Source organism: Streptomyces sp. NPDC045287 (assembly GCF_056432325.1).
The window spans coordinates 19,540-45,129 of the sequence record NZ_JBWKJG010000026.1; the positions used below are offsets into that span (position 1 = coordinate 19,540).

A 25,590-nucleotide genomic window follows, 5' to 3' on the forward strand; every position below is an offset into this window, starting at 1 on the left:
AATGATAGTTTGAGCTCCCGTGCACACCCGAACAGAGGCGGTCATCCCATGTGTCCAAAGACCCGGCCCCGACGGCGCGGGCTCCGCATCGCAGTGTGGTCGCTCGCCACGGTCCTGGTCGTGGCCGCCGGCCTCGCCGGTGTGGTGCTGTGGCAGCACTCCTACGACATGGACGAGCAGCGGGTCTCGATCCGCCACGGCGGCCACACCCTCAACGGCGTGCTGGCCACCCCCAAGGACGGCCGCGCGCGCCACGGCCTGGTCGTGTACGTCCACGGCGACGGCCCCGTCGACGCCACCCACGACGACGGGTACAAGCCCCTGTGGGAAGCGAACGCCAAGGCCGGGTACGCCTCCCTGTCCTGGGACAAGCCCGGCGTCGCAGGCGCCCCCGGCAACTGGCTCGACCAGTCCATGGACGACCGGGCCGACGAGGCGGCCGCCGCCATCGCCTGGGCGCGCGCCCGCCCGGACATCGACGGCGACCGGATCGGGCTCTGGGGCGCCAGCCAGGCGGGCTGGGTCCTGCCGAAGATCGCGGCCAAGACCCCGGTGAGGTTCGTCATCGCCGTCTCACCCGCGATCAACTGGCTCCGGCAGGGCCGCTACAACCTCCTCGCCGAGCTGCGCGCCGACGGCGCGTCGGCCGCCCGCACCGAGGCCGCGATCGCCAGGAGCGACACCACCCGCCGACTGCTGGAACGCCGCGCGACCTTCGAGGAGTACGTCAAGGCCACGCACGGCGACACGGACGGCATGACCGCCGACCGCTGGGGCTTCATCTCCAGGAACTACACGGCGGATGCCACGCGAGACCTGCGCGCCCTGCGCGGCACACCGGTGCTGCTGACCCTCGCAGGCCATGACATCAACGTGGACACCGCCGACACGGAGCGCGTCTACCGCGAAGTACTGGACGGGGGCGGCGCGTTGACGGTCAAGCGCTACCCGCACGCGACCCACTCCCTGCTCAAGCGGTCCATCGAGCAGTCGGACGTCAAGACCGCGCTCACCGCGATCTTCTCCCCCCGCTCGCTCTTCGCGAACGGATTCCTGGACGACCAGCGGCAGTTCCTGCGGGAATCCGGCCGAGGCGGCAACGACGCCCCATGACCGTCCCGCGAAGTCGGCCATGGCGCGTCGTGCGCGTTCGCGCGTACGACCCGGGGCCCGGCGCCGCCCCTCGACGTCGTCCGCGCCCGCCCGGCGCCCTTGTGTCGTCGCTGTACGGCGCCGTCGCTGCCGTCCGGCGCTCCGGCCGGCCGCCGTCGTGGTACCGGCCCGGCCCCGGCCCCCACCCGGCGTCCTTGCGCCGTCGCCGCCCGGCGCGCCTGTTCCATGCCGGTCCGGCGTCGCGGCCCCACCGCCCGCCGCCCCGTCCCGACCCGGGGCGGGACGCGGGCGTGGACGTACGCCTCCGTGCCGCGGGAACGTCAGAGGGGCGTCAGGGGCGGGCGGCAGCGGCCGTCCGCGTCAGATGACGCCCTGGGCGAGCATCGCGTCCGCGACCCGTTCGAAGCCGGCGATGTTGGCGCCGGTGACGTAGTCGCCCGGAGCGCCGTAGCGGGCGGCGGTCTCGTGGCAGGTGGTGTGGATGTCGTTCATGATGTGCGTCAGCTCCTCCTCCACCCGGGCCGGCGACCACGCCGTACGCGCGTGGTTCTGCGCCATCTCCAGGGCGCTCACCGCGACCCCGCCCGCGTTGGCCGCCTTGCCGGGGCCGAAGGCGACCCCCGCGCGCTGGAAGAGGTGCACCGCCTCGGGCGTGGTGGGCATGTTCGCGCCCTCGGCGACCGCCTTCACGCCGTTGCGCACGAGCGTGGCCGCGTCGTTCTCGTCCAGCTCGTTCTGGGTGGCGGACGGCAGCGCGATGTCCGCCGGCACCTCCCAGACCCGTCCGCCGGGCACGAACCGCGCCGAGGCCCCGCGCCGCTCGGCGTACTCACTGATCCGCCCGCGCTCCACCTCCTTGACCTGCTTGAGCAGATCGACGTCGATGCCCTTGTCGTCCACGACGTACCCGCTGGAGTCCGAGCAGGTCAGCGGGTTGGCGCCGAGGGCGAGCAGCTTCTCGACGGTGTAGATGGCGACGTTGCCGGAGCCGGAGACGACCGCCGTCTGCCCCTCCAGGTCCTCGCCGCGCTCGCGCAGCATCGCCGCCGCGAACAGCACGCTCCCGTACCCGGTGGCCTCGGGCCGGATCGCCGAACCGCCCCAGCCGACTCCCTTGCCGGTGAGGACGCCGGCCTCCCAGCGGTTGGTGATCCGCCGGTACTGTCCGAACAGGTAGCCGATCTCGCGTCCGCCGACCCCGATGTCACCGGCCGGCACGTCGGTGTGCTCACCGATGTGCCGGTACAGCTCCGTCATGAACGACTGGCAGAACCGCATGATCTCCGCGTCGCTGCGGCCGTGCGGGTCGAAGTCGCTGCCGCCCTTGCCGCCGCCGATGCCGAGACCGGTCAGCGCGTTCTTGAAGACCTGCTCGAAGCCGAGGAACTTGATGATCCCGAGGTTGACGGACGGGTGGAAGCGCAGGCCCCCCTTGTACGGGCCGAGCGCGCTGTTGAACTCCACCCGGAAGCCCCGGTTGACGTGTACGCGGCCCTGGTCGTCCTGCCAGGGCACCCGGAAGATGACCTGGCGCTCCGGCTCGCACAGCCGCTCGATGAGGCCCGGCTCGGCGTACTCAGGCCGCGCCGCCAGCACGGGCGCCAGCGTCTCCAGCACCTCGTGCACGGCCTGGTGGAACTCCGGCTGGGCGGGGTTGCGCCGCTCGATCTCGACGCGCAGGGCGTCGAGCCGGGTCTTGCTGTCGTCTCGGGTCGTCACGGGGTCCCTCTCTGACACGGCTGCTACCGGTACGAGACCGGTGATGGGCGCTCGGCGCCGTTGCCGCGCGCAGGACGGGCCGTCCCGGGCCGCTCGTCAGCGCGTCGCACTGGCCACCCGGGAAACGGCCGGCCCCTCAGTGTTACCCCTGTGTAAAGCCCGAGGCCAGCACGGGTGTGCCACTGTCCGGATTCTGAGACTCCGCCACATCGGCCGAGTCGACGAACACAGCGGCCGGCTGGGGGACGGACCTGCCGGTTCGGCAGGATCAGCCGGGGGCTGCCCGCTGCGCGGACCGGCCGACCGCGTCACCGAGGTGGGCTCCGGCTCCGAGAATCCCGCCGGAGCCGCTCGCACGGGTACGGCCGGCAAGGGCGGCGGCCCGTCGCCGCGCGCGGACCCTCAGCCGGCCCGTCCGGCGTGGTGGGTGCGGAAGGTGCGGCGGTAGGTGTCGGGTGGGACGCCGACGGTGCGGTTGAAGTGACGGCGGAGCGTGGTGGCGGTGCCCATTCCGGTGGCGGCGGCGATGGTGTCGATGGTGGCGTCGGTGCCTTCCAGCAGTTCCTGGGCGTGACGTATGCGTTGGGTGTGAAGCCATTGCAGGGGGGTGGTCCCGGTGATGGTCCTGAAGTGCCGGGCCAGGTGGCGGGAGCTCATGCCGGCGTGCCGGGCGAGGTCTTCGACGGTCAGCGGCTCGTCCAGGTGTGCCAGGACCCAGGGGAGGAGTTCGGCCAGGGGGTGGTTGCCCGGGGCGGGGAGGGGAGTGCGGACGAACTGGGCCTGGCCGCCGTCGCGGTGGGGCGGGGTGACCAGGCGGCGGGCGACGGTGTTGGCGACCGTGGTGCCGTGGTCGAGGCGGACCAGGTGGAGGCACAGGTCCATCGCGGCGGCCTTTCCCGCGGAGGTCAGGACGCCGCCGTTGTCGACGTAAAGGACGTCGGGATCGACGGTGACCTCGGGGTGACGCCGGGCGAGTTCATCGGTGTGGGCCCAGTGGGTGGTGGCGCGCCGGCCGTCGAGCAGCCCGGCGGCGGCCAGGACGAACGCGCCCGTGCACAGGGAGGCCACCCGTGCCCCGGCCCCGTGGGCGGCACGGACGGCGTCGACGAGTTCGCCCGGCGGGTCGACGTCGACGTCGGCCCAACCCGGCACGATCACGGTGTCCGCTCGTGCCAGGCCGTCGAATCCCTCGTCGGGTTCCAGCCGGAAGCGGCCCACGGTCACCGGTCCCGCACCGCACAGGGAGAACCGGTACCAGGGATCGACCAGATGGGTCAGGTCCGAGCCGAAGACCTCGCAGGCCAGGGACAACTCGAAAGGGAGCATGCCGTCCGCGACGGCCAACGCGACGCTTCGCATGTCCGAAACTGTACGGCCCATGTCGTTCCGGACCGTCGTCGGGGTGGTGGGGACCCGGCCAGGATGGATCCCGTCACAGCGCACCGACCCGCCGGAAGCAGGAGAAAAAGGCGGCCGGTCGCGCGGATACGGGAGCTGGCATGAGAGTCAGAGGGAGCGGTTTCGTGAGCGGCACGGCACACAACACGGTGGCGGTCTACGGCGCGTACGGGCACACGGGCAGGTTCGTGGTGGCCGAGCTGGTCGCCCGCGGGTACGTGCCGGTCCTCTCGGGCCGCGACGGCGAGAAGCTGACCGCCGTGGCCGGTGCCACCGGGCTGGAGGCCCGCCCCGCCCCGGTCGATGACGCGGCCGCTCTCGACCGGGCGGTGGCCCGTACGGCAGCGGTGATCAACTGCGCGGGCCCGTTCGCCGCCACGGCCGGCCCGGTGATCGAGACGGCTCTGCGGGCGGGGATCCCGTACCTGGACGTGGCAGCGGAACTCGAGGCCAACCTCGACACCTTCGCCCACTACGCCGACCGGGCGCGCGAGGAGAAGGCGACCGTCGTCCCGGCGATGGCGTTCTTCGGCGGCCTGGGCGACCTCCTGGTCACCGCGGCGATGGGCGACTGGACCCACGCCGACGAGGCCCACATCGCCTACGGCCTCAGCGACTGGCACCCCACCACCGGAACCCGCCGGTCCGGCGCGGTCTCCCGCGAACGGCGCGGCGAGCACCGCCTGCGCTACGCGGGCGGCAGGTGGGAACGCCGCACCGACACGCCGCCCACCGTCCAGTGGCCCTTCCCCGCCCCGATGGGTCCCCGCCCCGTCGTCACCGAGTTCACCATGGCCGATGTCGTCACCGTCACCGACCACCTCTCCATCCGCGACGTCCACACCCACATGGCCGTCGACGCCGTCCAGGACATCGCCTCACCCGACACCCCCGCGCCCACCCCGACCGACGACCTCGGCCGTTCCGACCAGACCTTCCTGGTGGACGTCGTCGTCCGTTCCGGCGGCACCGAGCGCCGCGCCGCCGCCGAAGGCCGCGACATCTACGCCGTCACCGCGCCCCTGGTCGTCGAGGCCCTCGACCGTGTCCTGACCGGACGCGTCCGCACCACGGGAGTCGCCTCCGCCGGCCGCATCTTCGACGCCCCCGACTTCCTCACCGCCCTCACCCCCCACATCACCCTGCGCCCCCGTCCCTGACCTCCTGCGACCGGACACCGCCACCCGCTCCACGCCCAGGTGGACCAGGGCTGCCGCCGATCAGTGGAATCGCGCAGTCGTCACGCTTCTGACCGGAGGGCCGTACGGGGTGGTGGGGCGCCGCGCAGCCCCACGGCCCGTGACGACCGCGCTGCACGTGACGTGTCCGGGCGGTGAGGCACGGCCGGCCGGCACCCCGGCGCCGTCCGGGACGGACAGCAGCCCGGCCAGGGCCTCCCGCTCGTGCGGGTGCCGTGTCAGGGACGTCCCGGTGGTCGCGCGGACGGGGGAGCGGGTGGGCGGCGCGTCGTCACCCCGGGACGGCGGGGGAGGGGCGGAGAGGTCCACGGCCGTGGGCACGGCCGTCTCGGCGGGGCGCACCGAGGCGGCACCGGGGCCGCTCATGCGTGCGTCCCGTGCTTCTCGCCACCCGACTCGGACGTGACCTGGTAGGACAGCAACCGCTGGAACAAGCCCGACTGTTGGGCGAGTTGGGTGTAGGTGCCCTCCTGGACGATCCTGCCTTCGTCGAGGACCACGATCCGGTCGGCGACGGCGACGTTGGTGATGCGGTGGGTCACCAGCAGCACCACCCGGTCCCGGGCCACGTCCCGCAGCCGCTGGAAGATCCGGTATTCGGCGCGGGGGTCGAGGTTCGCCGTCGGCTCGTCGAGGACCAGCAGCCCGGCCTGGCGGAAGAACGCCCTGGCCAGAGCGATGCGCTGCCACTGACCGCCGCTGAGTTCCTCCCCGTTGAGCCACTCGCGGGCCAGGAGGGTGTCCAGCCCGGCGCCGAGCTGGTCGACCACCTCGTCGGCGCCGGCCGCCTCGCACGCCTCGTGCACCGCCGCGTCCCCGCGCGCCGCGGGCTGCCCCTGGGTGACGTTCTCGCGTACGGTCAGCGGCCAGCGCGCGTAATCCTGCGGCACCAGGGCGACCCGCTGCCACAGCGCCTGCGGGTCGGCGTCACCGGTGGGGACGCCGTCCCACAGCACCTGCCCGCCCGTGGGCAGGTACAGGCCGCTGACCAGCTTCGACAGCGTCGACTTCCCCGAGCCGTTGAAGCCGACCAGGGCGGTGACCTCCCCGCGGCGCAAGGTCAGCGAGACATCGGACAGCGCGTCGCGGTCCTTGCCCGCATAGCGGTGGGTGACCGACTTGATCTCGATCGTCTCCGGCGGTGCGGGCCGGTGCGGGCCGCGGCGCATGCGGAACCCCCCGGCCTTGTCCAGGAAGCCGCTCCAGTCGTCCATGTACAGGCCCGTGCGCACGGCGCGCGCCCCGACGGCCACCAGGCCACGGACCGACTGGCCCACCGTTTGCAGGGCGAAGACGGCCGTCCCGGCGTACCCGACGGTGATCCGGCCGGTGGTGAGGAGCCACACGACCGCCGCCCACACGACCGCCGATCCCAGCCCTCCGCACACTGCACCGACCAGGGACATGCGGGCGCCCTTGTCGGCCGCGGCGCGGTCCTCGCGGTTGATCCGGGCGACCGTCTGCCGGTACCGGCCGGACAGGAAGCCGGCCATGGTGCCGGCGCGGATCTGGTCGGCGGCCTCCCTGGTGTAGATGTGCCAGCGCAGCACCGACAGCATCCGCTGGTCGCCGTTGCTGCGCAGGTTCGCCAGGTAGCGCACGCGGGCGGCGCTGACCTGGGCCAGGGCCTGGGGCAGGCTGGCCGCCACCAGCAGGGGGAGGAGGACGGGGTGCACGCCGGCCAGCACGATCGCCCCGGCGAGGAAGCTGGCGCTCGAAGCGATCAGGTCCTGGCCTTCGTCGATCAGGTCGCCGGTGACCTGCGCCCCGCGGTCGGCGGCCTCGCGGTCGCGGTTGAAGTCGGGTTCGTCGTAAGCGCACAGCTCCACCTCGGCGCAGCCGGCGAGCAGCATCTGTTCGGCCTCGCGCGACATCTGCGGGCCCAGGCGGGAGGACAGCCAACTGACGGTGATTCCCAAAAGGGCGCGCGCCGCGGAGGCGCCGGCCAAAAGGGCCACGGACGGCCAGGCTTCCAGGAGCCGGTGGTAGACGTCCCCGTCGGCCAGGAGGGCGGTGAGGGTGCCGTTGATGGCGACCAGGCCCAGGGCCTGCATCACGCCGGCGGCCGCCTGGCACAGCAGCAGGCCGATGGTCGCCCGGCGGTCGACCCGCCAGGCCAGGGCCAGCGAGCGGCGCACCAGACGGGGCAGGCGTCGGGCCATGTCGCGCATCCGGATGGACCGGCCGGCCGCTTCACGGCTGCCGGTCAGATCGACGTAGCGCATCTGCGGCTCTGCGACGGCCGCCTCGGAGGCGCCGTCCGGCGTGGTTTCGGGGCGGTCGTCCGGCTGGTCGTGCGGTTGGGCGGGCGGTTGGGCGGAGGGCGCCGCGGGGGTGGTGCGCGGACCGGGGACCCTGTCGGCTGAGGCATCGGTGGGTCCGCTCATGCCGTCCACCTCGTACTCGGTCGTGCCGAGCGGCGGGCACCGCTGCCGACGCGCTGCGCGCGGTGGGTGCCAGGGCCCGGGGCGGGCTGCCGCTGTTCGAATTCGGCAGTCCGATGCGCGGGAACGGGTACGGGATTCACGGATTCCTCCACAGGAGTGCGCAAGGGGCCTGGGCGAGTCCAGAGCGCCCCGCGGGGGTTCTCCGGCGGGGGACGACGGTGGTCCCCCTTCCGGCCCCTGGCGGTCCTTCGGCGTGGTCGTGGTGCTCAACGACCCGGCCGAGGCATCGAACGCGTGTGTTTCGGTCGCTCTCGACATCCCGAAGCGAAGCGGGCGGTGGAGCGTGGACGATGCACCGACCCGCCCCCGGCAACAGGAGTGCGAAGGAAGGGGGGTGGCCGAAACGCCGATGCTCGCCGGTGGCGGGCTGAACCTTCTGTCCCTTCGGCTCCCCGGCAAGGACCGGCCCCCTTCCCGGGGAGGAGGCTCCGATCGACCGGATGCGGGCGCCGGGAGCGAGCGAAGCCGCCGGCCGCGGTTGCCCGGAGCGATCGCGTCGTACGACACGGTGAGGAGGCGCTGCTCGACGGTGGCCCCGGCAAGGGCGTGGTGGGCGCCCTGGGAGAAGCCGCCGCAGCCGACGATGTCGACTGGTCGGAATCGTTCCCGAAGAGGATCCGGGCCCCGAAGACCGCCGTCGTCCTTTTGCCTCCGGCCGGATCCTCTCCTTCCCGCCCGCGGCCCTCTCGTCGTCACGCCCGGTGACCCCTCCGGCCGTCCCACCTCCGCTCCGGCGCGTCGGCAGCCACGACGATCATTTCGCTGGGAAAAACTCTCCCAACTTGGCTCGATCAATCCATTGACTGGCGTGTTTCGTGCGGACAGCAGGCCGGCAGATCTTGTATTGCAGGGAGCCGTGGGGCATCTGCAATAACGCCGGTTGACACCGTGGCGCGGACATGCCATGGTCAAGAGTGTTAGCTGAGATTAAACGCACGAATTGATCCTGAGTGGCGGGGTGAAAGCGGGCGGGCATGTACCCTCCCGCGCTGATCTTCGTAGGCCCGTTGATGTCCCGACCGCGGCCGTGCCGGAATTGATCGATCAGCAATGCTCCGCGGGGGCGCACGCGAGACCTGGCACTTCCTCTGATCCATTTCGCGACCACGGCGAGGGGTGCGTCGTGTGGCCTGCGGCCTACGGGTTCTCCAGGCAAACCATACGCCAAGAAAATTTCGTTGCGATTTCCAATCAAACCTCATTGGGGAAACGGTGAAATTTCCTGAGAGTCGATTATGGGCCGCAGCGGCGGCTGTGGTGGTTTGGCGAGGCGCTGACGATGCTCTGCCGTGACCCCTCTCTCCGTCCACGCGAAGAGGGCCGTGAACTGCTCGGGTCGCTTCAGCGCGACGCCCTCCCGGAACGGCGGGGACCGGCGGATGTCGTTCCCCCGCGCTGCGAGGCGTTGGTGAGGGAACCCATCTGGCAGTACGTCCCGCGGTGGCCGGAGTGCGCCAAGGTCCTTGAGGAAGGCGAAGGGGTCGTCCGGTGCTGAGCGTGTCCGGTGCGCGACACCCCCGGGCGATCGGCCTTCCCTCTCTCGCCCGGCCGCTCCTGCGGGGCGAGGGCCCCGTCGTCCTTCCCTCCCGGCGAACTAGTGGCACCCTTCAGGGCCCGTCGCCTTCCCGTGGTCCCGAGCCGAGGTTCCCGCACATCTCTTCGTGCCGGTGAACCTCTGTGCTCGCACGCCCTGACGCTCCCCTGTGGCTGCCCGGTTGGTGGATCGAGTAAGCCCGACGGGGATCCAAGGTGGAAGGCATCCACCCCTTTCCGAACGGTTCTTCATTCGATGGCGGGTGTGCACTGGATCTTTTATTGTCGTGTACGCCTCATCAAGTGACGGGTGAGGCAGAAAACAGCGCTGGGGCCAAGCGGACCGTGTTTCGGGAGTTCTCAATGATAAATCCGGAGTTTTCTGTCACAGGCAAAGACGTGCAGAGTTTTCGCGAGCACGGCTTCCTGAAGCTCAGGCAGATCTTCTCGCCAGAGCTCGTTGAACACATGCGGAAGCTGGGCACTTCGGAGGTCGCACCGCCCTCGGGCAACTACGGATCGGGCTTCAGCAAGCTGAAGTACGACATCGGCAACGACGACCCGGAGATTCTCGGGCTCATGAGTGACCCCGCTTTCTGCGGGGCGATGAACAAGATCATCGGGCAGCGGGTCTTTTTTACCCAGGGTCTCGGCTTCGAGTTGGAGAAGAACAAGAGCACCGGGTTCCCCTGGCACGTCGGCACCCAGAGCTTCGGGTTCCAGCGCCGCGAGGACGCGGGGTACACCATCTGGACGCCCCTGTGCGACATCGTCGCCGATGGCCAGCGCGGCGGGATGAAGTACGTCTCCAAGAAACTGCTGTCCGGTGAATTCGTGTACCAGCACATCAACCTGTTGCCCGGGTACATGAGCAGCCAGGCCGAATCCGGCCGTGACTTCACTTACGACGACTTCAGCGACCTGAAGAACAGCCTGCTGAACTCACCTCAAATGAAGGGCCTGCTGGACCACTTCGCGGTGGAGGACTCGTTCGAGCCCGGCGATGCCCTCATCTTCGACAAGTACGTACTGCACCGCAGCGTCCAACTCGGCGAGGGCCCGATCCCGTCCCGCCTGGCCTATGCCCTGCGCTTCTCCTCGGTCGACGCCCAATACGACAAGGAACGCGTCGAGGCTCTCGCCTACCCGCGGGTCGCCTTCAACTACGACGTGGGAAGCGACTTCAACGAGAAGGTGGCCTCGGAGCAGGGCGAACTGGTCTATGCCAGCCCATACTTCGGCGGTACCCGCGAAGCCCGCACCCTGGACGCCGTCTGACCCGGTCCCGGAACGGTTCCGCCGTCCCTTGTTCAGAACTGGAAAGAAATGGCGATCACCGAGCACAGTGCTCTCACGGGACTTCGTCCGGCCTCGGTCCAGGACAGCAGGCAGCTGGAGGAGATCGCGCGGGAGGCGTACGGGAAGTACCTCGGCCTGGTCGACGAACCACCGGCCCCCCTGCTCCTCGACTACCGCGAGGTCGCCGCATCCGGCCGCACCCATGTCGCGGTCTCGGACGACGGGGTCATCGGCATGGTGACGGTCGAACCGGACGACCCGTACCTGATCCTGCGCAACCTCGCGGTGCACCCGGTCTGCCAAGGGCAGGGAATCGGGAAGAAACTGGTCGAGTTCGTGGAGGAAATGGCTCGATCGGCCGGGCTGAAGGGCGTCCGGCTCTGGACCCGGGCCGAGATGGTCGAGAACATCTCCTTTTACAGGCGTCTCGGCTACGTCATCACACACGCTGAACGCAACGAGCACGCGCATCGCGTGTTCCTCTGCAAGGAATCGAGCTCACGCCGGGATTGACCCCCGCACGTCGAAACACGCTTGCGAAGCAGAAACGAGCTGGAAGGGAAAAAGTGGTTGCTGATTCCACGGTCGTCGCGACCCGGCTTACCGAGACCTTCGTCGCGGAGGTGAAGGATCTGCCGATCACCCCGGAGGTGATCGACGAGCACGGGCGGGCGATCTACGAGACCTACCTGGACCACAAGGTTCTGGTGTTCCGTGCCCAGGACATCGCGGCCGGCGTATTCGCCAAGTTCGGCACGATCTTCGGGCGGCCGGAGGAGCACCACGTCATCAAACTGCGCCACCCCGAGGAGCCGACCCTCACCTACCTCTCGAACCAGGACGAGCCGGGCCGGAACAAGGAAATGAAGACCTCAGGCCAGGGCTGGCACTCGGACTACTCCTACAAACTGGTGCCGGCCAGCGCGACGATGTTGCACGGTCTGGAGATCCCGGCGAACGGCGGGGACACCCTCTTCGCCAACGCCGAGGCGGCGTTCGCCGACCTGCCCGAGGAACGCAAGGCGTACCTGCGGACGCTACGGGTGCGCCACCAGTACCGGTGGTCGCCGAACCGCGAGGACCCGTGGGCCCGCTGGAAGTACATCGGTGCGGAGGAACGCAGGAAGACCCCGGAGATCACCCACCCGCTCGTGCGCCGGCACCCGGACACCGGCCGCGAGTGCCTCTTCATCCAGCCCCACGTCATCGGCAGCGTGGTGGGGATCGAGGGGATGGAGGAATCCGAGAGCACAGCCCTGATCGACGAGCTCATCGCGCACATCACGAGCGCGCCCTACACCTATCGGCACAAGTGGAGCCCCCTGGACGTGGTGGTCTGGGACAACCGCTGCCTCCTGCACTCGGCGACGACGAAGGACCTGGACGAGCGGCACGTGCGGCGGCTGCTGCGCCTCACCACGCACGGGCAGCCGGTGACCCCGTCGCTGCCGGAGGTCGGCCACAGCCGGTTGTCCGCCCAGTCCGGAGACTGACCGGCCGGGCCCGGCGGCGTGGCTCCCCGCGTCACCGGGCCGGGCACCCCGAAGCAGCGGGCATCCGAATCCTCCCCTTTCGCCGGGGTGTCCGTCCCGCTGCTCCCGTGGAAGCGCCGCGTCCCAGTCCGACCGAGCCGACCTCGAAGCGAGCCGCCATGTCATCCGGTATCCCCGTCCGCCTCTCCGGCAAAGACCTCTACGCCCACATGCTCGCGATTCTCGAGAGGCTGGTGGGCATCGACACCACCAGCCACCGGTCGAATCTCGAACTGATCCACTACGTTCAGGACCTGCTCTCGGGCAACGGCATCACGAGCCACCTGCACTGGAACGAGGAGCACACCAAGGCCAATCTGGTCGCGACCGCGGGACCCGCGGCGGACGGCGACCGCGGAATCGTCTGGTCGGGGCACACGGACGTCGTACCCGTCGAAGGCCAGGCGTGGTCGGCGGACCCCTTCGCGCTCCGCGTCACCGACACCGTCGCCATCGGTCGTGGAACGGCGGACATGAAGGGCTTCATCGCCTGCTGCCTGGCCATCCTGACCCAGGTGGAGCACGAGCGCCTCACCACGCCCCTCACCCTGATGCTCACGTACGAGGAGGAGATCGGGTGTGTCGGAGCGCGCCGCCTCGTCGAGGAGATGCGCACCTGGGAGGGGAAGGTCAAGGGCTGCATCGTCGGTGAGCCGACCGGGCTGCGGGTGGTCGTCGGCCACAAGGGCAAGCAGAACCACAGGCTCACCTTCGACGGGGAGCCCAAGCACGCCGCCCTGGCTCCGCTGATGCCCAACCCGATCGCCGCCGCCGCCGCGGTCATCGGCCGCGCGACGGCGCTCAACGAGACGTTCCGAACAACGGGCCCCCACGACGAACGCTTCGACATCAGCCACTCGTGGATCAACATCGGACGAATCGAGGGTGGGGTGAAGCCCAACATCGTGCCTCAGCACTGTTCCGTGGAGTACGAGGTCCGGAGCGTCCCCGGCCACGACTGCGACTCCATCGCCTCCGAACTCACCCGCCTCGCCACCGGGGAGGTGCAGGAGGACATGCGGGCGAAGTCCGGCCTCGCCGAGGTCCGCGCCGAACGGCTCTCCGACACCCCCTCCTTCTCGATCGACCCGGCGCACGAGTTCGTCGCCTTCGTTCAGAAGGCGTTCGGCGCGGCCGACGAGCCGCAGTTCGTGCCCTTCGGCACCGAGGCCGGCCTCATCTGGGGACACGGCCGGATCCCCGCCGTCGTCTGCGGCCCCGGCTTCATCACCGAGGCACACGTCGCGGACGAGTTCGTCTCGCTGGACCAGCTCCAGCAGTGCCTGGACCACCTGCGGTCCCTGCCCCTCGGCTGAAGCTCCACCCGCCCGGGTGCCCACGCACCGGCCCGGTCGGCGCGCGACCCGTACACACCCGCGCGGCGACCGTCGCGTCCGACAAGGAGAAGAACCACGTGAGAAGTGACGGCGCGCTCGATACGGAGACGACGCCCGACACCGTGGTGCAGCGGTCCCGGCTCGGCCGGCAGTTCACGAAGCTGTGGGCCGCGACTTCCGCCTCGGCCGTGGGCGCGGGCGTCTCGCTGGCCGCCGCACCCCTCATGGCCAGTACGCTGACCGACGACCCCCGGCTCATCGCGGGGGTGAGCGTGGCCCTGACGCTTCCCTACGCGCTGTTCGGCATCCCGGCGGGTGTTCTGGTCGACCGGGTCGACCGGCGCCGGACCATGGTGCGCATCGACTTCTTCCGCGGGCTGGTCATCTCCGCGCTCGTCCTGCTGGTGGCGCTGGACTCGGCCGGCCTGGGGGCGCTGTACGCGTGCTTCTTCCTCATCGGAACGTGCGAGACCTTCTTCCGGAACGCCGCCCAGATCCTCGTTCCCTCCGTCGTCTCCGAAAAGCACCTCGTCGCGGCGAACGGACGCATCATGAGCTCCGAGACGGTGGGCAACCAGTTCGTCGGACCGCTCATCGGTTCCTCGCTGTTCGTGCTCGCGCCCGCCGTTCCCTTCGGGATCAACGCGGCCACCTTCTTCGCCTCGGCGACCCTGCTGACCTGTTTGCGCCTCCCCGCGGGGGGCGACCCCGGCCCCTCCGCGGAAGAACGCCCCCGGCTCCTCACCGACATGGCCACCGGCCTGCGCTGGCTCTTGCGGCACCGGCTGCTGCGCAACCTGTCGCTGACGGCCGGGGCGGTCAACCTCGTCTACACCGGCGCCCTGGCCGTGCTCGTCGTCTACGCGCACCACGAACTGGGCCTGTCCGACGTCGGGTACGGGGTGCTGGTCGCCTGCCAGGCCGTGGGGGCCATCGGCGCCGCCAAGCTGTCGCCACCGCTGGTCCGGCGCATAGGCCACGGACGGACGCTGGTGAGCGTGGTCACGGCGTTCGGCTGCAGCAACCTGATCATCTGGCTGTTCCCCTCGGCTTGGGCCGTCGGACCGGCCCTCGCACTGGGCGCCTGCGCCAGCGTCACCTGGAACACCGTCACCGTCGTCCTCCGGCAGACGCTCGTCCCCAAGGAACTGCAGGGTCGCGTCAACAGCATCTACCGGCTGTTCGCCTGGGGCGCCCTGCCGATCGGCGCCGGTCTGGCCGGCGTGATCTCCAACAGCTACGGCACCCCCGCCGTGTACGCGCTCGGCGTCGGCGTCATGGCCGCCGTCGCGGTCCGCCTCGCCTTCGGCGTCCGCACGTGGTTCTCCCGTGCCTGACCCGCGCGAGGCGGACGCCCCAGGCCCCCGCCCCCGTACCTTCACCGCGCCCGCGCACCCGGAACGCCGCCTGCGCGTCGGCCGTCACCGCCCGGTGGTGCCCCGTGCCGGCGTCGACGCCGACCCGTACCCGCGCGTGGGACGTGCCCGAGCCCGTCGCCCCGCCCCGCCGTGACCAGCCTTCCCCGGTCCGGGAAACACTCCGCCGACAGGTCCCCGACCAGCGGCGACCGCAGCTCCCCACCGGTGGTCGGAGCGCCCCGGAGGACCGGGCGGCCGTTCTCCCCGAACCGTCGACAGCAACCAGCCGTCAGCCACACCCGGTCCTCCCGGACCGCCCACCTTCTGAGGGAACCTTCCATGACGCAGCCGCCCACCGCCCCGCACGCTCCCCGGTCGGGACTCGGGGCCGAGTACCTCGACCTGCTGAAGCGGCAGGGGGCCGCTCCCGCCGCGTTGATCGAGCACGTGGTGGCCGACGACCTCGTCACGGTGGCCTACCGAGGCCGCTTCCTCGCCTCGCCGGTCTTCCTCTCGGCCGCCGAGCGCCACGCCGTGGCCGCCGACCTCCTCCAGATCCACCGGCTGCTGTCCGAACTGCCCCGGAGGCTCTTCGGGGGCGACATCGAGGGGCTGGCCCGCGGCGTGGGGATGACCGGCACCCAGGCCGACATCGTCCGGCGTGCCGCGACGGCGGACGCACCGCTGATGCCCCTGGCCCGCTCCGACCTCTACCGCGGAGCCGACGGCTTCAAGCTGCTCGAACTCAACATCACCAGTGCCCTGGGCGGCTTCGAGAACGCGGGCATCAACCGGGCCATGCTCCGGCACCCCGTCCTGGCCGGCTTCGTCGCGGAGCGGAACCTCGGCTACGCGGACACCTTCGGCGGCATCGTCAAGACGCTGTACGCGGAGTGCGCCGCGCACATGGACACGGACGGCCGACGACCCGTCGTCGCCCTGGTCGACTGGCCGGAGAGCTTCGTCTCGTACGAACCCCGCCTGCGAGTGATGGCAGCGCTGTTCGACGGCATGGGGATCGACGCCGTGCCCTGCCACGTCGGTCAGATCACCGAACGCGGAGGCCGCCTGGAAGTCGCCGGCCGCGCCATCGACGTCGTGTACCGCTTCTTCCTCGTCGAGGAGATCGCCACCCCCGCCGACGCGGCGGCCGTCGAGCCCCTGCTGCGCGCCTTCGAGGAAGGCAGGGTCGGCATGTTCAGCCGCCTCGACTCGGAGCTGTACGGCAACAAGGGCACACTGGCCATGCTCTCCGACGAGCGCCACCGCTCCGCCTTCACCGCCGAGGAACGGGCCTGCATCGACCGTTTCCTGCCGTGGACCCGGCACGTCAGGGCCACCACCACGGACCGCGCGGCGCAGGAGGTCGCCCTCCTGCCGTACGCCGTCGAGCACCGGGCCGACCTCATCCTGAAGCCGACCCTGCTGCACGGCGGCAGCGGCATCGTGCCCGGCTGGACCGTCGGCCCCGAGGAGTGGCGGGCGCGGCTCACGGCGGCGATGGACGGCCCCTACGTGGTTCAGGAGCGCATCCGGCCGATCCCGGAGGTCTTCCCCGCCGACGACGGCGACGGCACACAGGACCTCTTCCTCAACTGGGGGGTCTTCCTCACCGACCCGCAGGTCACGGGAGGGGACGGCTACAACGGGTGTCTGGTGCGGGGCAGCACCGACCCCGAGGTGGGCGTCGTGAGCATGTCCGGCGGGGCACGCGTCGCCTGCTCCTTCCACGAGACCGGCGAAGCCGTCGAACCGTCCTGACGGTCGGAACACCAGTGAGGAGGCACTGATGAAGATCGCAGTGATCGACGGCTACTCCACCGGACGGGCACTCGTGTCCGCCCTCCGTGCCCGCGGAGGGGTCTGTGTGCACGTGCAGTCCGCCCGGTGGATGCCGGAGTACTTCACCCGGGGCTTCGACGCCGGGCACTACGAGGCCCTCCTGGACGGCGGCGGCGACCCCGCCGGGCTCGCCGCCCGGCTCGCGGAACTGGGCGTGCACCGGGTGGTGGCGGGCACCGAGTCGGGCGTGATCCTCGCCGACACCCTCACCCACCTCATGGGCCTGCCGGGAAACCGGTACGAGACGCTCGCCGCGCGGCGCGACAAACGGCTGATGGCCCAGACGGCCGCGGCCGCGGGCGTGGCCGTGCCGCGGGGAAGGTCCTTCGACGACGCGGACGAGGCCGCGCGCTGGTTCACCGACGTCGGCCTGACCGAGGCCGTCGTCAAGCCGTTGAACAGCGCCGGCACCGACAACGTGCGGTTCTGCCGCACCGCGCACGAGGTCGGTGAGGCGTGCAAGGCGGTCCTCACCTCCCACAACCTCTTCGGGCAGGCCAACACCGCCGCTCTCGTCCAGGAACGCGTGCACGGCGTCGAGTACTACGCCAACACCGTCTCGCACGAGGGGACCCACCGGTTCGCGGAGTTGTGGCGGTACACCAAGCGGACCGGCACCGACGGCTACCCCGTCTACGACTACGAGGAGCCGGTGACGCTCGGCTCGGCCGAGGCGGCGCCGCTGCTGGACTTCGTCACCGCGGCCCTGGACGCCCTGGGAATCGCATCCGGCGCGGCCCACACCGAGGTGATGATGACCGCGCGCGGGCCCGTCCTCATCGAGACCGGCGCCCGCCTCGGCGGCGGCACCGCGCCCGACGTGGTGGAGAACCACTCGGGCGTCTCGCAGACCCGCCTCCTGGCCGACACGCTGCTCGACCCCGCACGACTCCGGGACTTCGACGATTCGTCCGTCACGTGGTCCGGGGCGCTGCGCAACGTCGCCCTCATCAACCCGGTGGCGGGCGTCGCCAAGCCGCTGGACTGGACCGAACGCCTACGGGCGCTGCCCACCCTGGTCCACCTCGCGCACGGAGTCGTCCCGGGCGACTACCTCCCCGACACCAGCGACTTGATCAGTTCACCCGGATACGTGTACCTCGCCGCCGAAGACCCGCAGGACATCGCACGGGACTATCGGGCCCTGCGGGCCATGGAGGACGAAGGCCCCTACACCCACTGACCGCCGTTCGGCCGCGCACGGGCCGCCCGGATCGGCGGAGGGAAGAGACGACGGCACCGGCCACCGCGCCCGTACCCGGCAACGGTCACGACCACTTCCCGGTACCGCCCGTGCAGGCCGGCGTCCCGCCGATCCCCGCCACCGGACCGGGACGGATCGCCCCGCGCATGTCCCTGCCGGCGGCGATCCGTCCCCGGCCCGGGCCCAGGTACGCCGGACAGCCTCCCGGCCGGAGCCCGGGCAGGCCGCGCGTCGGACCCGGTCACACGACCCATGGTGGCCACCGGGTGGCCGACGGGGCCTTCAGCCCTTCCGCCAGGGCGGCGGCCATGCGGCCCACGGCCTCCCGCAGGACGGCGGGCGGCATCGTGTACGGAATCCGCAGACGGTTCTCCAGGACGCCCGGATCGGTCGCGAAGCAGGCGCCGCCCTCGATGCGCACCCCGTACTCCAGGCTCCGCTCGGCGAGGGCGACCGCGATGGGTTCGCCGATGTCGACCCAGATCGACAGCCCGCCGGGCGGCAGCCGCCAGGACCATTGGGGGAGGTGCTCCTCCAACGCCCCGGACAGGGCGGCGCGCTGCACCCGCAGTTGTTCCAGGTGCGCCGGAAGCAGGTCCTCGACGCCGTCGAGCAGGGCGTTGGCCAGCAACTGGTCCAGGACGGAACCGCCCAGGTCGGAGGCGACGCGCTGGGCGGCGAGTTCCGTCACGACCTGCGAGGGCGCGCGCAGCCAGCCGATGCGCAGCCCGCCCCAGTGGGTCTTGCTCATCGAGCCCAGGGTGATGACCCGACACGCCGCGTTCGGCACGGCGAGGGCGGCGAACGGGGCGGGCGCCGGGACGTCGAGGGCCAGTTCGGCGGTGGTCTCGTCGATCACCAGCCAGGTGCCGGTGTCCCGGGCCGCGCGCAGGACCCGGGCCCGGACCTCCGCGGGCATCGACAGCCCCGTCGGATTGTGGAAGTCCGGCATGAGGAAGGCCAGCCGCGGCAACGCCTGGCGGAGCGTGGCCTCCATGATCCCGGCGTCCCAGCCGTGCTCCGACACGGGTACGGACACGGTGCGCAGACGCGCCCGGCGGATGGCTTCGAGGGCGTTGGGGTACGACGGGTTCTCGACCAGTACGCGGTCCCCCGGCGCGGTCAGCAACCCCAGGACGAGGGTGAGGGCGTGCTGGGCACCGGCCGTGATCAGGATCTGCTCGGGCACGGTCGGCAGGCCGCGCCGTGTGAACCTGTCGGCGACGGCCGCCCGCAGCCCCGGCAACCCGTAGGGGTGATACCCGGTCCTGCGCGCGTGCAGGAGCAGTTGCGGAGCGATCCGGCCGAGGGCCTCCTCCAGGACCCGCGGGGGCAGGGAGGGGGCCGCCCTGGCCAGGTCGATGGTGGATTCCGGGGCGGGGAGCACCCGCGTGACGTGGTGGGGCAGCGCCTCATCCGGCAGGGCGGTCCAGGTGCCGGAGCCCTGACGGCTGCGGGCGTACCCGCCGGCGCGGAGGAGGTCGTAGGAGGCGGTGACGGTCGGCCTGCTGAGGCGGAGCGCCTCCGCGAGGGCCCGCTCGGAGGGGAGCCTGACGTGGAGGGCGACCTGTCCTTCGAGGATGAGCGCGCTGATGGCCTTGGACAGGTGGCGGTAGGCGGGCCGGGCCCCGCGCATCTCGGGCAGCAGAGCGGCCAACTGACGTCCGGTGAGGGCGCGTGTGGTCTGGTTCACCGGGCCACCTCGAACACGACAGCCGCCATACCCATACCACTTCCGGTTGATTGGCCAGCGGATTCCCGGCGTCGACTTTACAGACTTGTCGTCAGGTGCACAGCACGGAGCACCGCCTGGACGTAGGAGGAGCACACATGGGAATCGCCACCACGCGGCGACCGCGTCGGCGCACGGGCCGGGACACCGCACCGCCCTTGACCTACCTGCCCCTCGACGTACGGCCCGCGCGGCGCCTCGCCCAGCTCCTCACGGGGCTCGCCCTGTACGGGTTCAGCCTGTCCCTGCTGGTCCGGGCGGCGCTGGGAGTCAATCCCTGGAGCACGCTGTACGAGGGCCTGCAACACCATTCGTCATTGAGCTTCGGCGCGATCAGCGCCGTTGTGGGAGCGCTGGTGCTCCTCGCCTGGTGGCCTCTCAGGCAGCGCCCCACGCTCGGCACCTTCGCCAACATCGTCGTGCTCGCCTGCTCCTCCGACCTCGGGCTGGCCCTCATTCCCGAGGACCTCGGGCTGCCCGCGCGGGCCTGCCTGCTGATGGCCGGCATCCTGCTGAACGGGTTCTCCGTCGCCGTCTACGTGGGCGCGCGCTTCGGGCCGGGGCCCCGGGACGGCCTGATGACGGGCGCTGCCGCGCTGACGGGCGGCTCCCTGCGACTCGTCCGCACGGTGCTGGAGGTCTCGGTCCTCGCCATCGGTTGGACCCTCGGCGGCACCGTGGGCATCGGCACCGTCCTGTACGCGCTCCTGGTCGGCCCCGTCACCCAGTTCTTCCTCCCCCCGTTCACCTACCGCCTCCCCCACCCCACCCCGCCCGACGGCGGCACGGGGCGCGCGACGGTCTGACTCGCCACAGAGGCGCGAAGGGGGCCGTCCCCGCGCGGGCAGGGGGCACGGCCACGCCCTTCCACGGGGCCGGGCAGGGGCGGGGGGCCGTCCCCGCGCGGACGGGGAGCGCCTCACGCCCGGCGCAGGCCGCCGTGGACGCCCGCGAGCAAGCGGAGGAGAACGGCACCCGCCGGCACCGGGCGCGCACCGCCAGGCCACGGCGACGGAGGCCGCAGCCCTGCGTCGCGCCCGTGCGGAAGGGGCCGGCTGCCGGGCGGGGCCGCAGCGCTCGGAGCGGACGGCGTGACCGGCCCCACGCCGCACGGCGGCAGGGAGCCGGCGGTGAGAGCGCGGGGACGCGCAACAGGACACCCTCTTGATGCGGCAGATCGGCCGAAGGTGTGGTGTGACCCCCTCGAAGGGGGCGGGCGCGCCGCAGCTTGTCGTAGATGTGGTTATTGTGCGGTGTGGTGCCGCCGTGGATCTCCCGCGGCACTCGACCGCCCGTTCCGACGAGCTCCCCTCCCTCCGTCCGCGAAGCTGGGTTCTTGCCGTATGCACGTAGACACCACCGCTCCGCTGACCTTCGGGATGCTCGTCTTCGATGAGGTGGAAGTCCTCGACATGGGAGGCCCCTTCGAGGTCTTCAGCACCGCCGGTCGGCTGGCCGGCACCGCCGACGAGCCCTTGCTGAGAGTCCTGACGATCGCGCCGACCAACCGCCCGGTCCGCTGCCGGGGAGGACTGAGGGTCCTCGCGGACCACACCCTCGACGAGGATCCGCCCTTCGACGTCCTGGTGATCCCCGGCGGCGTCACCACGGCGGTCGAAGCGGACGCAGACGTCATCGCCTGGCTGGCCCGGCGTCGGCGGACCTCCGTGCTGACCTTCACCATCTGCACGGGGGTCTTCCTGCTGGCCTCCACCGGAGCCCTGGACGGCCGCCCGGCCACCACCCACTGGGAGGACCAGGAAGAACTGGCCCGCCGCTGGCCGGACGTCCGACTGCGCACCGACGTCCGCTGGCTCGACGACGGCGACATCGTCACCTCGGCCGGGATCAGCGCGGGCATCGACGCCAGCCTGCACATCGTGAGCCGACTCGTCAGCGACCACCTCGCCCGCCGCACCGCCATCCAGATGGAATACGCGTGGACGGCCCACCACCCCGCCCAAGCCGGCCCACCGGGCACAGCCTCACCGCACGGGACCTGACCGGCCCGGCGGCAGCGCCGGCGGCTTCGTCGGCCGGGGGCGAGGAGCGGAGTCGCACCCTGCGCGAGCCCAGCCGCCGAGTGGGACCGTCCCGCGCGGACGGGGAGTGCGCCCTCCCGCGGTGGGAGCGCACCGGGGCCGAGGGGCCCTTCCCCGCGCGGACGGGGGCGCTTGGAGGCTTCGCGCGCACGCGGCGTGGTGCCGATGGTGCGGTACCGGCCCTTTTTCGTCTGTACGGCGGCCGGGATCGACCCCCTCCTCCACCGTGCCACGCCGTCGACCAGCGCCACGTCGCTCCGGCGACCGGCCGGACCGTCGTGAACCGGCCCACGCGGGCGCCGGTCGCGGTGCGCGGCGAAGGCGGAGCCGCCCGCCGCGTTGCCTGCCGCCCCGCGATGGGAAAGGAGTGGACTGCCGGCCCCCGTGAGGCGGGTGTGGGCACGGAGACGGAAGGGGGCGAAGCGTGCATGGACAACGCGACGGCGCTCGTACGTGATCGCCGGTACGAACAGGTGGTGGACCTGGCGGTGCGGGTCCTCGAAGCGCCGAGCGGACAGGAGGTGTGGAGGGCCGTCGCGGACACGATGCTGGACCTGTGGGACGGGACGGCGCTCGTCATGAAGGGCGGCGGGTGGACGCCGGATGCCGGTGAGGTGCGCGTGTGGCGCCGGGACCGGGGGCCCACCGCCCTGGACCCGGTGACGTCCCGTCAGGTGCGGGCCGGGTTCCCCTTCGCGGGCCACTACGGCGCGGGGCGCGACCGTACCCCGATGACGGCCGCGCAGATCGCCGGCGGGAGGGCCTGGCGCGACAGCGAGACGGCGAGCGTGCTACGCGGCTCCCTCGACACGGAACACGTCCTCGCCGTCCCGCTGCGGCAGCTCGACGGACACGTGCTGGGCTTCCTCGTCCACCGGGCCGGACGGGACTTCACCGACCGGGAGCGCGAACTGGCCGCCCGGCTCCAGCCCCTCCTGGCCGCGGCGATGGTCCACGCGCATACGCTCACCACCTCCCCGCCCCCGCCCCCGGCGTCGGCGGTGGTGGAGCGACCAGGGGTGCCCGTACCGGAGCTCACCGCCCGTGAGCGGACCGTGCTGGCCCTGCTGGCCCAGGGGTTGACGGCCACCGCCCTCGCACGCCGTCTCGGCAGCTCCCCGCGCACGGTCCACAAGCACGCGCAGAACGTGTACCGGAAGCTGAACGCCTCCGACCGGCTCAGTGCCGTGCTGCGGGCCCAGGAACTGGGGCTGCTGCCGGTCGGCCGGTGCCGGTGCCCGGGCCCCGGGTGCGCGGGCGGCGCCGCGCCCGCCGGGGCCGGGCCGGTACGGTGCGGCGGTCCAGTCGTGGGGGTGCCGCGCGACGGCCGGGGGTGAGGCCGTACCCCCTCGACCGCACCGTGGCCCGGCCGTATCCCGTCGCTTCGCCGGTGGCCGAGACGCCGGACCGGCCGGCACCGCCGCTTCGAGAACCGGGCCCGGCCCCGGGCCGGTGGAGCGTGCGGCTCCGCTGCGGGGCGGACGGGGCCCGGCGACGGGGCGGGAGGGCCTCTTCCCGCGGTCGGGGTGATCGCCGTGGCGTTCCCGACCGGCGGCTTCGGTGACGGGGCGCACCACCACGCCGTCGTACGGACGCCGGTGCACCGTCACGTGCCCGTCGCGGACCACGGCGTTGCCCGGGCGTGCCACCGGGCGCCGGCCCGCACGTGCGTCACCGCCGGACACCTGCTCGGCGCGCCCGGTGTGTCGGCCGGGACGGTACGCCGATCCTGCGGTCGGGAGCCGGGACCCTCCGCGCGGTCCTGTACGCGTGCCACCGCCTCGGCGCGACACGCGCCGTCCTTTCACGGGTCCGCGTGCGACAGCAGGTCCACGAGAGCGTCACCGCGAGCCGTCCGACTGACCCAGACGTGCTGTTTGCGCCGCTCGCGGGTGAGGAGGGCGGCGGCTTCCAACTGCCCGCAGTGGTACGTCGCGGTCGCCAGGGGGCAGGCCACCGTCCGCGCCAGCTCTCCCATGGTGCGGGTGATCGTCAGCGCGCGCAGGATCCGCGCGCGCAGGTCGCCGAGGACGAACGTCAAGGCGTCCGCCGACTCGGGCCTGAGGCCCCCCTCCCACAGGGAGGACAGTTCGGCGACCGGGTAGCCGAGCCACACCATGTCGGGCAGGTCGAGGCTGAACAGCGACGCGCCGTGGCCGGACACGACGGGTACCAGGACGAGACGTCGGCCGTCGAGCCCGCACCACCGCGGATGCGGATCGGGCACCCGCAGGGTTTCCGGGCGGTAGCCGACCCGCGGGCTCAACCCGCTCAGCACGGTCTCCAGCGCCCCGCTCACCGCCGCGACGCCCACGCGCTGCGTCTCGCGATCCATCACCGGCCGGGCCTTGTCCCACACCGGCGCGAGCACCTGCCACACCGCGCGGAGGAGGGACGCGTACGCCGTGAGGAACGGCCGCGGGCGCGCGGCCACCGCCCGCCACCGCGGCGGAACACCGGTCCGCACCCCGTCCCCGTCCGGACCGTCCTCCCGCCACGTCTCCAGTTCGTGCAGCAGCACGTCCGGTGACAGCTCCGCCAGGCGCTCCAACTGCACCGCCGGGTCGGTCTCCCACAACGGGGCGGCGGCGGACAGGCAGTGCGGGATCCGCAGGGCGTCCCGTGCGGTCAGCGGCTGCAGCACCGCTGACGCGTCGCCCGGCACCGCCTCCCGCACCTTGCGCCGCCACGCGGGGTGCACGCCCTGCGCGGGGCCGCCGAAGGCGTCGGCGACCACGGACATGAGCGTCGCCCCCGGCTGCGGGAGCACGGAGACGCGAACCTCGTCCAGCGGCCCGAGCGCCAGGCGCGTGTACGTCACCACGCTGCCCCACCGTCCTGCCGCGGGGCGACGCCGCGCACACGGCGTCGTCGCCGGGCGCCGTGCGCCCGCCCGCCCTTCCCCCCGCGCGCGAGCATGCGGGTCCCTCCCTTCGTCGCGAACCGCTCCCCGGTCCGGACGGCCCGGGAAGCGTCCGCCCGCCGCGCGGTCGGTGCAGGTCCCGGCACCACTTGACCTGCTGCGACTATGACCAGCGGCGATCCGCGGCCGGTATGGGCACAACTGCGTACGGGCCAACCCCGGCACCCCACTTGACGGAACCGCTCGACGACCTCACGGGCCACGCCGGGACCGTCGGCCCCGGCCGGAGGCGGCACGGCCGCGGTCGTCCGACCCTGGAGGGGCGGCTGCGGAAGGGGGCGCTCAGATGCCGAACTCCGCGGGCGGGATACCCAGGGCGGCGCATGCTTCGCGGACGGCCTGCTGCTCGGACGGCTCGAAGTACCCGTCAGCACCGGCGACGACGATGCCGGTCTGGATGACCGCGCGGGCTTCCGCCGGTTTCTTGGCGGCCTTGGCGATCTCCTGCAGCACCTCTGCCCTGCCCGGTCCGAAGTCGGCGACGAGCCTGTCCACATGCTGGTTGAACCGCTGGCGGAGCTGGTCCGCCGGGAAGTTCTGCAGGACCTCGTTGGAGAGGATCAACTCTTCCACACGCTGCCGTTCCGCCGGCTCCACATGTCCGTCGGCCGCGGCCACCAACGCGCACATCGCCATGCTGGCGTCCCGGTAGGCACCGCTCTTGAGTTCGGTCTTGACCGAGGCGAGCTGGGACTTGAACAGTCCGACCAGCTGGGCCTTGGAACCACCGGGGGCCTGCCCGGAGCCGTGGCCACCGTGCTGGCCCTGGCCGGGAAGCCCGTGCCCGCCCGCTCCCCGAGCGCTCTGGGACTGCTGGAGGTTCTTGGCCTGGTCCTTGATCCGGTCCCACATCGCCACTGGTGCCACCTCGGCTTCTGTTGCTGTCTGTCCGGTCGTGATGCTCGGACGCGC

The 25,590-nt window shown here is 71.9% G+C and carries 18 protein-coding genes; 12 read left to right on the forward strand and 6 right to left on the reverse strand.

Translation table 11 applies throughout. The features are described 5' to 3' along the window. The first annotated feature begins 48 nt into the window (after window positions 1-48). Window positions 49-1,113: an alpha/beta hydrolase family protein gene (locus tag AC07D6_RS30395; protein WP_479049710.1), complete on the forward strand. Its 1,065-nt coding sequence runs from the start codon at window positions 49-51 to the stop codon at window positions 1,111-1,113. A gap of 360 nt (window positions 1,114-1,473) precedes the next feature. Here the strand turns inward: AC07D6_RS30395 and gdhA are convergent, their stop codons facing one another. Together gdhA and AC07D6_RS30405 are read right to left on the reverse strand one after the other, a co-directional pair. Beyond that, the gene (gene gdhA, locus AC07D6_RS30400; RefSeq protein ID WP_479049712.1) at window positions 1,474-2,832 is read right to left on the reverse strand and encodes an NADP-specific glutamate dehydrogenase; all 1,359 of its coding nucleotides are present in this window, start codon (window positions 2,830-2,832) and stop codon (window positions 1,474-1,476) included. Between the two features lie 402 nt (window positions 2,833-3,234). Then, on the reverse strand, window positions 3,235-4,191 hold the full coding sequence (locus tag AC07D6_RS30405; RefSeq protein ID WP_479049714.1) for a helix-turn-helix domain-containing protein: 957 nt from the start codon (window positions 4,189-4,191) through the stop codon (window positions 3,235-3,237). 164 nt (window positions 4,192-4,355) lie between these two features. Between AC07D6_RS30405 and AC07D6_RS30410 the strand changes: the two genes are divergently transcribed. After that, a complete protein-coding gene (locus AC07D6_RS30410; protein ID WP_479049716.1) occupies window positions 4,356-5,390 on the forward strand; it encodes a saccharopine dehydrogenase family protein in 1,035 nt (344 codons plus the stop codon). A 401-nt stretch (window positions 5,391-5,791) separates the two neighbouring features. Here AC07D6_RS30410 and AC07D6_RS30415 read toward each other — a convergent pair whose 3' ends face one another. Then, window positions 5,792-7,654 (reverse strand): ABC transporter ATP-binding protein, encoded by a 1,863-nt coding sequence (locus AC07D6_RS30415; protein ID WP_479049772.1) that lies wholly within the window; start codon window positions 7,652-7,654, stop codon window positions 5,792-5,794. A gap of 1,971 nt (window positions 7,655-9,625) precedes the next feature. Here AC07D6_RS30415 and AC07D6_RS30420 point away from each other — a divergent pair. The 7 genes from AC07D6_RS30420 to AC07D6_RS30450 all read left to right on the forward strand — a co-directional run bounded on the left by AC07D6_RS30420 (window position 9,626) and on the right by AC07D6_RS30450 (window position 17,960). Continuing rightward, window positions 9,626-10,687, forward strand: coding sequence for a phytanoyl-CoA dioxygenase family protein (locus tag AC07D6_RS30420; protein ID WP_479049718.1), 1,062 nt, complete (start codon window positions 9,626-9,628; stop codon window positions 10,685-10,687). 48 nt (window positions 10,688-10,735) lie between these two features. Next, a complete protein-coding gene (locus tag AC07D6_RS30425) occupies window positions 10,736-11,221 on the forward strand; it encodes a GNAT family N-acetyltransferase (RefSeq protein WP_315876084.1) in 486 nt (161 codons plus the stop codon). A gap of 53 nt (window positions 11,222-11,274) precedes the next feature. Next, window positions 11,275-12,201 (forward strand): TauD/TfdA dioxygenase family protein, encoded by a 927-nt coding sequence (locus tag AC07D6_RS30430; RefSeq protein WP_315876083.1) that lies wholly within the window; start codon window positions 11,275-11,277, stop codon window positions 12,199-12,201. A gap of 158 nt (window positions 12,202-12,359) precedes the next feature. Then, the gene (gene argE / locus AC07D6_RS30435; protein ID WP_315876082.1) at window positions 12,360-13,556 is read left to right on the forward strand and encodes an acetylornithine deacetylase; all 1,197 of its coding nucleotides are present in this window, start codon (window positions 12,360-12,362) and stop codon (window positions 13,554-13,556) included. A gap of 98 nt (window positions 13,557-13,654) precedes the next feature. Next, the gene (locus AC07D6_RS30440; RefSeq protein ID WP_479049722.1) at window positions 13,655-14,914 is read left to right on the forward strand and encodes an MFS transporter; all 1,260 of its coding nucleotides are present in this window, start codon (window positions 13,655-13,657) and stop codon (window positions 14,912-14,914) included. 360 nt (window positions 14,915-15,274) lie between these two features. Continuing rightward, window positions 15,275-16,696: a hypothetical protein gene (locus AC07D6_RS30445; RefSeq protein ID WP_479049724.1), complete on the forward strand. Its 1,422-nt coding sequence runs from the start codon at window positions 15,275-15,277 to the stop codon at window positions 16,694-16,696. A gap of 28 nt (window positions 16,697-16,724) precedes the next feature. Beyond that, complete coding sequence (locus AC07D6_RS30450; protein ID WP_479049726.1) at window positions 16,725-17,960, forward strand: ATP-grasp domain-containing protein; 1,236 nt, start codon at window positions 16,725-16,727, stop codon at window positions 17,958-17,960. Window positions 17,961-18,222: 262 nt separating this feature from the next. Here the strand turns inward: AC07D6_RS30450 and yczR are convergent, their stop codons facing one another. Further along, a complete protein-coding gene (yczR, locus tag AC07D6_RS30455) occupies window positions 18,223-19,674 on the reverse strand; it encodes a MocR-like transcription factor YczR (protein WP_479049728.1) in 1,452 nt (483 codons plus the stop codon). Window positions 19,675-19,811: 137 nt separating this feature from the next. Between yczR and yczE the strand changes: the two genes are divergently transcribed. The 3 genes from yczE (at window position 19,812) to AC07D6_RS30470 (ending at window position 23,092) form a co-directional block, all read left to right on the forward strand. Continuing rightward, window positions 19,812-20,519, forward strand: a complete 708-nt coding sequence (gene yczE / locus AC07D6_RS30460) for a membrane protein YczE (protein WP_479049730.1) — start codon at window positions 19,812-19,814, stop codon at window positions 20,517-20,519. 537 nt (window positions 20,520-21,056) lie between these two features. Continuing rightward, entirely contained in the window at window positions 21,057-21,716 is a 660-nt protein-coding gene (locus tag AC07D6_RS30465) for a DJ-1/PfpI family protein (RefSeq protein ID WP_315876075.1), read from the forward strand. 467 nt (window positions 21,717-22,183) lie between these two features. Then, a complete protein-coding gene (locus AC07D6_RS30470) occupies window positions 22,184-23,092 on the forward strand; it encodes a helix-turn-helix transcriptional regulator (protein ID WP_479049733.1) in 909 nt (302 codons plus the stop codon). A 467-nt stretch (window positions 23,093-23,559) separates the two neighbouring features. Here the strand turns inward: AC07D6_RS30470 and AC07D6_RS30475 are convergent, their stop codons facing one another. Both AC07D6_RS30475 and AC07D6_RS30480 read right to left on the reverse strand, forming a co-directional pair. Further along, window positions 23,560-24,579 (reverse strand): winged helix-turn-helix domain-containing protein, encoded by a 1,020-nt coding sequence (locus AC07D6_RS30475; RefSeq protein ID WP_479049735.1) that lies wholly within the window; start codon window positions 24,577-24,579, stop codon window positions 23,560-23,562. A 381-nt stretch (window positions 24,580-24,960) separates the two neighbouring features. Then, window positions 24,961-25,536, reverse strand: a complete 576-nt coding sequence (locus AC07D6_RS30480) for a tellurite resistance TerB family protein (RefSeq protein ID WP_479049737.1) — start codon at window positions 25,534-25,536, stop codon at window positions 24,961-24,963. Window positions 25,537-25,590 lie beyond the last annotated feature (54 nt).

Bases quoted from the DNA above. Each gene is read 5' to 3' on its own strand.
- AC07D6_RS30445 (WP_479049724.1), top strand. From the start codon at position 15,275: ATGACGCAGCCGCCCACCGCCCCGCACGCTCCCCGGTCGGGACTCGGG.
- AC07D6_RS30450 (WP_479049726.1), top strand. From the start codon at position 16,725: ATGAAGATCGCAGTGATCGACGGCTACTCCACCGGACGGGCACTCGTG.
- AC07D6_RS30405 (WP_479049714.1), bottom strand. From the start codon at position 4,191: ATGCGAAGCGTCGCGTTGGCCGTCGCGGACGGCATGCTCCCTTTCGAG.
- AC07D6_RS30425 (WP_315876084.1), top strand. From the start codon at position 10,736: ATGGCGATCACCGAGCACAGTGCTCTCACGGGACTTCGTCCGGCCTCG.
- argE (WP_315876082.1), top strand. From the start codon at position 12,360: ATGTCATCCGGTATCCCCGTCCGCCTCTCCGGCAAAGACCTCTACGCC.
- AC07D6_RS30415 (WP_479049772.1), bottom strand. From the start codon at position 7,654: ATGCGCTACGTCGATCTGACCGGCAGCCGTGAAGCGGCCGGCCGGTCC.
- AC07D6_RS30395 (WP_479049710.1), top strand. From the start codon at position 49: ATGTGTCCAAAGACCCGGCCCCGACGGCGCGGGCTCCGCATCGCAGTG.
- yczE (WP_479049730.1), top strand. From the start codon at position 19,812: ATGGGAATCGCCACCACGCGGCGACCGCGTCGGCGCACGGGCCGGGAC.
- AC07D6_RS30470 (WP_479049733.1), top strand. From the start codon at position 22,184: ATGGACAACGCGACGGCGCTCGTACGTGATCGCCGGTACGAACAGGTG.
- AC07D6_RS30465 (WP_315876075.1), top strand. From the start codon at position 21,057: ATGCACGTAGACACCACCGCTCCGCTGACCTTCGGGATGCTCGTCTTC.